The organism is Sphingomonas trueperi (assembly GCF_011927635.1).
Lineage (GTDB): Bacteria > Pseudomonadota > Alphaproteobacteria > Sphingomonadales > Sphingomonadaceae > Sphingomonas > Sphingomonas trueperi.
Genome location: NZ_JAATJB010000016.1, coordinates 61,910 through 72,663, shown reverse-complemented (window position 1 = coordinate 72,663; position 10,754 = coordinate 61,910). Strand labels below are relative to the sequence as shown.

At 66.7% G+C, this 10,754-nt stretch carries 6 protein-coding genes; 1 reads left to right on the top strand and 5 read right to left on the bottom strand.

The features are described from left to right. Window positions 1-360: 360 nt before the first annotated feature. From GGR89_RS19180 to GGR89_RS19170, 3 genes are read right to left on the bottom strand one after another with little or no spacing between them, the layout of a single operon-like run. Complete coding sequence (locus GGR89_RS19180; RefSeq protein WP_125976773.1) at window positions 361-1,719, bottom strand: HlyD family type I secretion periplasmic adaptor subunit; 1,359 nt, start codon at window positions 1,717-1,719, stop codon at window positions 361-363. Next, window positions 1,716-3,470, bottom strand: coding sequence for a type I secretion system permease/ATPase (locus tag GGR89_RS19175; protein WP_425338781.1), 1,755 nt, complete (start codon window positions 3,468-3,470; stop codon window positions 1,716-1,718). Before GGR89_RS19175 ends, GGR89_RS19180 begins: the two co-directional genes overlap by 4 nt. 60 nt (window positions 3,471-3,530) lie before the next feature. Then, window positions 3,531-6,338: an endonuclease/exonuclease/phosphatase family protein gene (locus GGR89_RS19170; protein ID WP_241218002.1), complete on the bottom strand. Its 2,808-nt coding sequence runs from the start codon at window positions 6,336-6,338 to the stop codon at window positions 3,531-3,533. 349 nt (window positions 6,339-6,687) lie between these two features. Here GGR89_RS19170 and GGR89_RS19165 point away from each other — a divergent pair, with 349 nt between their 5' ends. Further along, a complete protein-coding gene (locus tag GGR89_RS19165; protein WP_125976774.1) occupies window positions 6,688-7,356 on the top strand; it encodes a PEPxxWA-CTERM sorting domain-containing protein in 669 nt (222 codons plus the stop codon). A 293-nt stretch (window positions 7,357-7,649) separates the two neighbouring features. Here GGR89_RS19165 and GGR89_RS19160 read toward each other — a convergent pair whose 3' ends face one another. Together GGR89_RS19160 and traA are read right to left on the bottom strand one after the other, a co-directional pair. Beyond that, window positions 7,650-8,282: a DUF6118 family protein gene (locus GGR89_RS19160; RefSeq protein ID WP_125976775.1), complete on the bottom strand. Its 633-nt coding sequence runs from the start codon at window positions 8,280-8,282 to the stop codon at window positions 7,650-7,652. 79 nt (window positions 8,283-8,361) lie between these two features. Then, a complete protein-coding gene (gene traA / locus GGR89_RS19155) occupies window positions 8,362-10,746 on the bottom strand; it encodes a Ti-type conjugative transfer relaxase TraA (RefSeq protein ID WP_125976776.1) in 2,385 nt (794 codons plus the stop codon). Window positions 10,747-10,754 lie beyond the last annotated feature (8 nt).

Here is a 10,754-nt window from a genome sequence, read left to right as displayed (position 1 = left end):
AATGATCTGATCCTCGGTAAATCGGCTTCGCCGCATCACTCGTCTCCATCTGACGAGCTAACTTACCAATGGCATGATTTCTGGGGAGCAGGTCAACGGCCATCACGGACTAAACCCGTCGTTTGCTGTCGTCATTCCCAATGAAGGCTTCGTCCCAAAATGCCGCGTTCGTTTGCGTCGGCAGGTGTCGACCAGAATACGCCGTTGAGGTTCAGTGGCGGGATTGTCAGCTTACGCCGGGATCGGCCTTTCAGCAGTGCTCCCCACGTCAGTTATTCGTTAGCTATGCGGCAGGTTCTGAAAGCCGCCGATTGTTCAGATCGGGTCGACGGAAGAGCGCCACCTTCCCCGCCCCTTACCTCAATGTTCCCGCAGCGACGTCCAAAAGCTGCCGACCAGCGGCTCCAGCGCATAATCGAGGGCGGTCCGCTTACGCAGCGGGATCAGGATCTGCGCCGGCATGCCCGCCCGGAGTGCGAAATCCCGCCCGCGTACCTTGCGTAGCAGGTCGATCTGTTCGGGCGGCACGAGCACCTCGCCGGTGAAGTAGCTGGCCCCGCTTTTCTCGTCGATCAGCGAATCGGCCGAAAGCCGGGTCAGCGTGCCCTTCAGGTTGGGCAGGTCCCGTTCGTGAAGGCTGGGGAACTTGACCAGCGTCGCCTGGCCGACCCGAAGATCGTCGGCATCGTCGACCGCGACCCGCGCCTGGATGCGCAGCGGAGCGCGTTCGGGCACGATGTCCATCAACTTCTGCCCTGGCGCGATGACGCCGCCGGGCGTGAATACCGAAAGACCCAGTACCGCGCCCGTCGCCGGCGCGCGGATCTCGGTGCGGGCGAGCTGGTCTCGCGCCGCCGTCCATTTCGGCAGCACCTCGCCCAGCCGGATATCGACGTCGCGCAGATCCGCAGCGGTACGCTCGTGGAAGGTCTGCTCCGCCTGCAGCGCGGTCAGCTCGCTCTCGCGCGACGCTTCGCGGGTCTGGGCGACGCTGGCCGTATATTGTCCACGCTGGCCGATCAGCTCGGCGCGCACCCGCTCCAGTTCGCGCATCCGGGTCCGCGAGACGAAGCCACGCTCGACCAGCGGGCGCATCGCGGTCAGCTGCTCGTCGACGAGGCGCAACTGCTCCTCGGCGGAAACGACCTGCGTGCCATAGCCACGGCCCTGCGCGGCCGACTGGGCGGCGCGCTGTCCGAGCGCACCGCGCTGCGCGGTCAGCGTCGCCCGCCGCGCGTCCAGCTCGCTCTGCTGCAGGCGCAGAGCGAGCGCCGCGGCCTCGCGATCCCTCCCCTGCAGCTCGGCGAATTCGGTCGGCGCCGCCACCCGGCTCTGCCCCAGCTGCTCCGCCTGCAGCCGCGCCCGCTGCGCGAGCAATCCGACCGCCTGGCCGGAAAGCACACGCTCCTGCGCCAGCACGTCGGCCGCGGCGAGGCGGACCAGCAACTGGCCCCGCACCACCCGCTGCCCCTCGCGCACGAGGATCTCGCCCACCACGCCGCCGTCGCGATGCTGGACGCTCTGCCGCTGGCCGGAGACTTCGAGCACGCCCGTCGCCGTCGCCGCCGCATCAAGCCGCGCGAACGCCGCCCAGCCGAGAAACAGCACGAAGAACAGCCCGGCGATGACCAGCCCGATGCGGATGTCGCCGCGCGGATCGCCGACTTGCTGCGCCACCGGCAGCGGCGTGTCGGCCGCGAGGATCACCGCACCGCTCATGCCGCCGATCCTCCCTGCGCCGCCGGCACCATCCGCCGGACATTGGGCGGCGCGATCTTCGCCAGCACCTCGTCGCGCGGGCCGAACAGCTCCACCCGGCCGTCACGCAGCACCAGCATCTTGTCCACAACCGGCAACACGCCCAGCTTGTGCGAGACCACCAGGATCGTCTTCCCCGCCGCCTTCAGCCGCGTGATCGCGGCGTTGAGCGCGGCGTCGCCCTCGGAGTCGAGATGCGCGTTGGGCTCGTCGAGCACATAGAGCGCCGGATCGCCATAGACCGCCCGCGCGAGCGCGATTCGCTGGGCCTGCCCGGCGGAGACGCCGCGCCCGCCGAGCGCGAGGCGATGGTCGAAGCCGTCGGGCAGCCGCAGGATCAGGTCGCGCGCGCCGACCAGTTCGGCGGCCGCGACCGCGGCGGTGTCGATCGCCTCGGAGGCCGTATCCAGCTCACCTTCGAACCGGGCGATGTTTTCCTTGATCGTGCCTTCGAACAGCGCCGAATCCTGCGGAAGATAGCCGATATGGCGCGCCAGCCGCTCCGGATCCCAGTCGCCGAGCTCGGCCGAGTCGATGCGCACGGCGCCGCGATCCGCCGGCATCGCGCCGACGATCGCGCGCATCAGCGTCGACTTGCCCGATCCGGAGGGCCCGACGATCGCGACGACCTCACCGGGTGCGACCGCGAACGATACGCCGTTGAGGACCATGCCGTCGCGCGCCGCGTTGAGGACCGTCACGCCCTCCACCGCCAGCGCGCCCCGCGGTGCCGGCAGCCGGGTGGGCTCGGGTCGGCTGATCGCGGTGGCGAGCAACCGGTCGAGATCGCGATAGCCGCCGCGCGCCTGGGCCAGCGTCTTCCAGCTGCCGATCAGCAGCTCGATCGGCGCCAGCGCGCGGGCGATCAGGAACGAGGAGGCGAAGATCGCTCCGCCGGAGATCATGTTGTGCACCGCCAGCCAGGCACCGAGCCCCAGCGCCAGCGATTGCAGGGCGAGGCGCACGAACTTGGTCGCGGTGAAATAGCTGCCGGCGTGAAAGCCGCTTTCGGTCTGCAGCGCGAGCATCGTCTCGCGCTTGCGCAGCTGCCGGGCGACCAGCGCGCGGCGCATCCCCAGCGCGCGCACGCTGTCCGCCGCGGCCAGCATGGCGTCCTGCGCGGCATAGGTCTGAGCCGCAACCTCCTGCGCATGGTCCATGCCGGTGCGCGTCGCCCGCTCGTTGCGCCACGCGATCGCCGCGAGCAGCAGGCCGCCCGCCAGCGCCATCGAGCCGATCAGCGGGTGGACCAGGAAACACACGCCGACATAGATCGGCATCCAGGGCGCGTCGAACAGCGCCAGCATCGCCGGCCCGCCGAGCACCGCGCGCAGCGCGTCCAGTTCGCGCACCGCGGATCGCGCCACCTGCAGTTCGGGACGCCCGATCGTCGCATCGAGCACTGCCGGGGCCAGCGCGGCGTTCAGCACCACCCCCGCGCGGGTGAGCAGCCGGCTGCGAATACGGTCGAGCAGCGACAGGCAGGCGAGCGCGAAGACGAGCACTAGGGTGAGGAAGGCCAGCGTCTGGACGCCCTGGGTGGGCACGACCCGGTCATAGACCTGCAGCATGTACAGCGTCGGCACGATGTACAGGATGTTGACCAGCGCGCTGAACCCGGCGGCGGCGAGCAGATGCCGGCGGCACAGCGCCACCGCGTCGCGCATCGGTGCGAACGGGCGCTGCGGCCCCGTCGCGGTCATCTTCGTCATCGCCATTCTTTTCGTCTTGCCGGAGCCGCCGCCCGGAACCACTCCGGGCGGCGACCGTGCTTAGACGTACAGCACGTGATCGGCCATCAGCAATGCATGCGACGAGTGATGCGCATCCAGGAAGCCGGCGTCCGATCCGCTCCACGCCATGGTCTGCGTCGCGTCGTTGGCGAGACCCGAGTCGCTCGCCGCGACCATCGACAGGGCCTGGGCCTTGGCCGAACCGAAGTCGAACAGCGCCAGCTGCGGGTCGTGGTCGGTCGGGCGATCGCCGCTGAACTGCGAGTTGATGTGCACCGCGTCATATTGGGCGTTGGCCAGCAGCCCGCCGGTGACGAGGATGTGATCGAGCTGCTGGGCATTGCCGTCGAACAGATAGCTGTAACGCTCCTCGCTCGGCAGCAGCGCGGTCGCCAGGTCGGTCAGCATGCCGCCCTTGGCCGGATCGGTCAGCTGGGTCTGCGCATCTTCCCAGGCGAAACCGTTCCAGTCGCCGAGCACGGCGATGTTCATGGCCGGATCGTCCGCCAGATGCTCGTTGATATAGGCCTTCACGCCCGCCGCCTGCGCGGTGCGCGACGCGTCGCCCGCGTCGGCCGGCGGCTGGGTGGCGCCCCACAGCGGATCGCTGCCGCCGCGCGAAGTGAAGTGGACGTTGATCGCGGTGACCGTCTCGCCGTTGAATTCGAACTGCGCGACCAGCGGCTTGCGGCTGTTGTTGTACGCCGCCCCGGTGATCAGTTCGGCGCTGCCGTCGACATAGGAAACGCGATCGGTGTTGTAGAGATAGCCGTTGCGGATGTTGCCGTTGGGCTCGCCGCCGGTGGAATTGGCGGTCTCCGGCGCGACCTCGACATAGGCGTAGTTCGCACCGCTGATCTTGTTGATCGCGTCGATCAGGCCCTGCGCGGTCTTCACGCCCGACAGGTCCCTGCCGTTGCCCGCTCCGTCGGCGTCCTGGATCTCCTGCAGCGCGATGATGTCCGGCGCGCGCAAATTGTAGACGATATTGCTGGCCAGCACGTCATATTTGTTGTCGGACGCGTCCAGATTCTCGACATTGTAGGTTGCCAGCGACAGGTGCGCGGCATCGCCGGAAAGCGCCGTCACTTCCTTGGCCAGGGTGACGTCCTTGGTGACGGTCACCGCTTCGGTGACGATCACTTCATACTTTGCCGCAGCATAGTTGACGACGCCGGTGACGCTGCTCAGTTGGTCCCCGATCGAGTAATTGGCGTTGAACCCGTCGAAGATCGCGCTGTCGCCCTGCAGCTGGATCTTCTCGGGGTTAAAATCGCCCTTCGAGGTGGTGATGCCGCCGCGATCGTTGATCCCGGTAGCGCCCTCGCCCCGCGAGGCGACGACATCGGTCTCAGCGTAGCTGTCGGCAGTGGTGTTGGAGACGACCAGCGGGTTATCGATCGTCACCCGCATGCCTTCCAGCGATTCCCAGAAGTCGATCCCGTCGGTCGTCGGATCGTAGCTCGTCAGCCCGTCATCATCAATCACCGTGCTCGGCGGCGTCAGGCCGCCCTTGCCGATCAGCACCGCCTCGGGAAGGTCATAGCCATAGCCGAGCAGTTCGATCGACGGCGCGGTCAGCTCGGTGATCGTCAGGCCGCCGGTGCCGGCGCGATATTCGCTGACCGTCGCCTGCACCGCGACCGCATCGCCGACGAACACGTCGGGCGCGGTGCTGGTGAAGACGAAAACCGCATTGCTGGTGCGGGCATTGCCGTCGCCCAGATCCTGCAGATAGAAGCCATTGCTGTCCACCGCGGTGACGATGCCGCTGGTGACGACCTTCTGCCCCTCATAGGCCGAACGATGGCCCTCGCCCTGGATCTGGCCGATCGACAGCGGCAGGATGTCGTCGTTGAGGATCGTGCCGGTCGCGGTCGCGCGGTCGATCGTCGCGCCGCCCGTGGGATTGGACAGCGAGATGCTGAACGTCTCGTTCGGCTCGGGCTGGCGATCGCCCAGCACCGGCAGCGAGATGGTCGCCGTGCTCTGGCCGTTGGCGAACTGGACCTTGCCGGTGAGCGTGAACGCGCCGAAATCGCTAGCGTCGGCGCCACCATAGCCGCCCGGCAGCGTCACCGTGTAGGTGGCGTCGATCGCGCCGGTGGCCCCACCGACGCGCGCGACGGTGAACGTGATCAGGTGTGCGCCGCTGTCACCCTCGGTGGTCGAGGCGTCAGCGATGCTCAGCGTGCCCGGAGCGGCCACCCCGCCGCCGCTGCTCACGCGGATGTCATCGATGCCTACCCATTCGTCGTTGCCGACGGCGTTGGTGGTCATGATGCGCACCTGCAGCGTCGCGGCGTTATTCGCGTCCGACGGCAGCGTCACGCTGACCGGCGTCTCGAGCAGCGGGTTGGCGCTGCTCGGCCCGGCGGTGGCATCGGCGACATAGCCGCCCGGCACGTTCGTCCACGTGCTCGAATCGTTGAGGCGGTACTGCACCGCGACCTGCTGGACCGAATTGTCCGGGCCGGTCTCCAGGTCGCGCAGCAGGAACGACAGCGTCACGTCGCTGCGGCCGGTCGCGTCGAGATAGAGCGCCAGGTACGGCGCAGTCGCGGTGCCGGAGCCGGTCAGCGCGACGACCGGATTGCTGAGCTGGAATTCGGTGACGCCGCCGGTGTTGAAGGTCAGCGGATTGGTCTGGTTGACGTTCACGTCCACCACGGTGCTGCTCGTGGTGATGGTGCGCGGGTCGGTACCGGTGGCGCCGGTCAGCGTATCGCCGCGAAAACCGACGATGCTCGGCACCTTGTCCCAGTTGTCATTGGTATCGAGCAGGCCGGTGTTCGACCAGTCCTGCACCAGGTCGCCGTCGATCAGTTTCCAATATGTCGCGCTCACGCAATTTCCCCTGTCGATCCGTTGACGAAGCAGCGGAGGACGAGCGCAAACGGCGCCATCATCCTGCCATCGTTAGGAATTCGCTAACCATGGGTTGTGACATGTGGATGAAATCACAGTGAAAAGATTCGGAAGGGTGGCGGCGCCCTCGGGTGACGCTCACCGGCGGGCAGAAGCCGAGCAACCGATCGCGTTCACAGCGAAAAAACGTCGCGAATCGGCACGTCGGATCGCGGTCGTCCGGCGGCCAGGTCGCGCAACTCCCCAAGATTGCTGGCAAATCGTCGCGATTCTGCAACATGCCCGTGCCACTCGGACACGATATTCGAACATAGGGGAACATGTGTTGATGAACCGTTACCTGGCCTTGCCGCTCCTGCTGGCGACCGTTTGCGTATCCCAGGCGCAGGCTGCCACAATCGTGACCGCAAACCCGGTCACCACCACCGTCAACGCGAACGCGAGCACCACGGTGACGCTCTCGTCGGTGCTCCAGCCGGACACGATCGGCCAGGTCTTCCGGCCGACCCAGTCCTACCTGACCGGGCTCGGCTTCCGCTTCGGTTCCTCGACGCGCACCACCACCGGCACCGTTACCCTGTCGCTGTACGCAGGCGCGATCGCCCCGAACGCCGCGCTCCCCGCCACCGCGCTCTTCACCCAGCAATATGCGCTGTCGGATCTGGTCTTCCGCGGCGTCGGCAGCTTCACCGACCTGGCGATCGGCACGCTGGGCGTCACCGCCAACACCGATTACACCGCGGTGCTGAGCGGCAGCAGCAACGTCACCTTGGCGTTCGGCAACGGCGAAGGCTATGCGCCGGGCTATCTCCTGCAGACCAAGGTCAACGACCTGACCTGCCGCAACATGCCCTCGGCGTGCGACGCCAGCTTCCGCTTCACCACCGCCAGCCCTGTGCCGGAGCCGGCGAACTGGGCGCTGCTGGTCGGCGGCTTCGCGGTGATCGGCGGCACCGCGCGCTATCGGCGCCGGGCTACCAAGGTCTCGTTCGGCTGAATTCTCGTCAGCGGGGGCGGCACGACCAAGGCCGCTCCCGCCGCGCACGCTGTTGCAGACCCCACTTCGCCCCCGCGTCACATTCCCTGGCTAACCGCTCGCCCCGATCGGCCCGTGGTAGCATCAGTTGGCGAAGCGGACATGCGAGAGCTGCCCGCTCTGTGCTATCACGTTCAAATGGCACGGCGGCTTTCGTCACGAGCGGACGGCGACGTTGCCAAGCGCGAACGGCGGGTTTGTCCCAAAGCCAGCCCTTCAAGTCTATCGTGGTTAGCTTCCCCGGAGGGACAGTTTTATGAATGGCCGTTCGCCACGGGCATATTCGAGATTGAGCACTTCACTGGGGTATTGAGCTGCTCGGACCGTTTCCGGCACGTCGCAAGCACATCTGCATTGTCCTTCGAAAGTCGCACCGCATCGGCCAGCGCTTGCGCCTCCTGCGGGTCAGCAATCTCTAAAAGCCGCATGCCCGCGTCCCAAGGCGTGCGCCTGAGCAATGCGGCGGCCCGCTCCTCTGGCCAATGCCAGCTCTCGGGCGCGAGTTGAGCGACTAGCGATGGAACGAAAGTGCCGGAAGCGAAGCCTACCACTAGTGCTAAAACGGCTGCCCCCGCGATCCAAAGCTGCTGGGTCTCCGCGGAATGCGCCGACGCAACCATCCCCTTCAATTCCTGGACTGTGCCAGCAAGGGCATGGCTGGCGGCGGTCCACGCCCGATGACCGTCCGCACGCCACTGCGTGCCAGCTGCCTCGATCTGCTTCGCGACATCCTGGGGTGTCAACGTCATCGCCGGGCGCTTGGCTAGGATGTTGATTGCACCGCACACCTTATCGTAGCCGTCGCGGATCTTCTCCAGGTCTGGTCCATAGTCACGCGCATGCAATTCTTGCTGCCGCGCGGCAAAGCCGTCGACCGCAGCAGTCACCCCCCCAGCTTGCGTGACATGTCGTTGAACGCCTGGACGGTCTGGTCTGCTTCTACGGGAGGTTCGTGGATACCCATGGCTACATTCCAATCCCAAGGCCTCGGTCGCGATCGATCGAGAAGGTGAGCTGACGGATGATCGAACGGGTGCGGGCATCATCGCCAAGCGCCCGACCGACACCGCCATCGCGGCTGCCCGGCGACCATTCCGGCGACCATTGTAGGCCGATCAGCTCGCTGCCCCGGCGGCTGAGCGCGGCGCCTAGCGCCGGGTCTTTCTCCAGCCCCTTCGCCATCGATCGCATGGCGCTTTCGACACCGGCGCGCTTCTCTTCATTCTCCCATCCGCTGAGCTTGCCCCGACGCGCCTGAAGCTGCTGCCAGGCTTGAACAAACCGGTCCGCGCGCAGCTCGGGATTGGCGCGCACCTCCGCCTCCAGCTGCATCTGGCGAATCGCGTTTGCGGTGCGATCATTGGCCGCTTCGCTGACCAGACCCGGCGTCCGCTCGAACGCCATATCGAGATCGTGTGCGCCGTGGGAATACAGCGCGTTGATAACCTCAGCGCTGCGCGCAAGCGCCGCCTTCTGAACTTCGAGCGGCGCACGTCCCTGCCCGGTCATACGGCCTGCATCCTGCACGGCACGTGCGTAGCCTTCGACCGCCCGCTCCAGCTTCCGGGTAGCGGACACCTCCGGCGCTGCCGCTGACACCGACAGTTTGAGCCCATCGAAGCGCAGCTTGGTTTGGACCCGTTCGGGCTCGGGGATGGACAGCCGCAACCCGTCGAACATGCCCTGCCGCCGGGCAGGTGCAGGCGCGCTGCGCTCGGGTTCGGCGAGTGGCTCTTCGGCAAGCGTATCGAGGATGCGCGACCGCTCGACGCCGCGCCGCGAAGCGAAGCGGTCGGCAGCAGCATCATAGTCGAGCGCATTGTCCTTCGGCCGGTCACGCGACAGGGCGCGGGCCAGCTTGCCCTGGTCGGCGAAGTCGTCACGGCCATAATGGAGCTCCACCGCATCGCGGTGCCGGGACAGCGCGACATAGGCAGCGTGCCGGTCGAGCCCCGGCGTCGCCAACACATGGACGCGGTCAACGGTGACGCCCTGCGCCTTATGGATCGTAGCGGCATAGCCATGGGTGATGTCGCCGTAATTCTTGTGGTCGAAGGCGACCTGGCGGCCATCGTCGAGCCGCACGGCCATGCGGGCGTGATCGACCTGTTCGATGGTGCCGAGACTGCCATTCTTCACACCCAGGCTGCGTTCGTTGCGCAGGAACATGACCCTGTCACCGGCCCCAAACAAGCGTTCTCCGCGGGTGGTTTCGACCGCAATATCAGTATCTAATGCCCCACTGCGCCTCATCACATCCCGGGCAAGTGCATTCAGTTCATCGCATTCCTGGTTGGTGTGGGTGAGAATCATGCGCGATGTCGCCGGATCGGCGATCCGCTCGCGATCCCAACGATCGATCAGCGCCGATCGCGCCTCGACTCGCGTGTCCAAGTCGACGACCATGCCGGCCTGGCCATAGGCATCCAGCGCCTCGGCGATGCGGCCGGTGGCGAGCTGGCGCGTCGCCAGTCGCTGCCAGTCTTCGCGCTGCCGGCGAATGTCGGTGATCTTGATCGCAACATGCCGCTCGGCGACCGAACGGAACGCCGCACCTGATTCAATCGCCTGAAGCTGCTCGGGGTCGCCGACCAGCACCACCTTGGCGCGGCGCTTCTCGGCTTGGGCGATCACCCGCTCCATCTGGCGGGTGCCGATCAGGCCCGCTTCGTCGATGACGAGGATCGACCGGTCGGTCAGCAGTTCGCGCCCCTGCCCCCATTGATGCTCGATGCTGGCGATGGTGCGCAACGCGATGCCCGAACCGCTTTCGAGATTCTCGGCAGCGATGCCGGACAGCGCCAGTCCCTGCATCTGATAGCCGGCGCTCTCCCATGCTTCGCGGGCGACGCCGAGAATCGCCGATTTGCCGGTACCGGCATATCCGACCACCACGCCCAGATCCCTGCCGCTGGTGACATGATCAAACGCACTGCGCTGCTCGCTCGACAGAACGAGCCCGCGTATTTCCGCGCGCACCAGAGCCAGTTTGCGACGCTGCTCGTCCACGCCATGCCCACGACGGGCATCGAGCTTCACGGTCGCGCACTCCAGCCGCGCTTCTGTCTCGATCATCTCACGGCTGGTGAAGCGTTCTTCGCCGCGTCCATCCTTCCCCAGCTTCACCAGTTCAGGTGACGCGCGCACTGCCGCCATCACGTGGTCGAACTGCTCCTTCCCTTCGCTGTGGCGATGCACGAACATCACCAGATCTCGCGTGGTGAAGGTCGCCTGGGTGCGGGTAATTGCATCCAGCGCGAGCGCAGGGTTGGCAAGCAGCTTCTCGCCGTTGGCGCGCGTGATCTGGTGATGCTCTTCCAGCCGCTCGGAGGTTAGGCCCTGTTCGGCCATCCGGGCCG

Bases quoted from the DNA above. Each gene is read 5' to 3' on its own strand.
- GGR89_RS19180 (WP_125976773.1), bottom strand. From the start codon at position 1,719: ATGAGCGGTGCGGTGATCCTCGCGGCCGACACGCCGCTGCCGGTGGCG.
- GGR89_RS19175 (WP_425338781.1), bottom strand. From the start codon at position 3,470: ATGACGAAGATGACCGCGACGGGGCCGCAGCGCCCGTTCGCACCGATG.
- GGR89_RS19165 (WP_125976774.1), top strand. From the start codon at position 6,688: ATGAACCGTTACCTGGCCTTGCCGCTCCTGCTGGCGACCGTTTGCGTA.
- traA (WP_125976776.1), bottom strand. From the start codon at position 10,746: ATGGCCGAACAGGGCCTAACCTCCGAGCGGCTGGAAGAGCATCACCAG.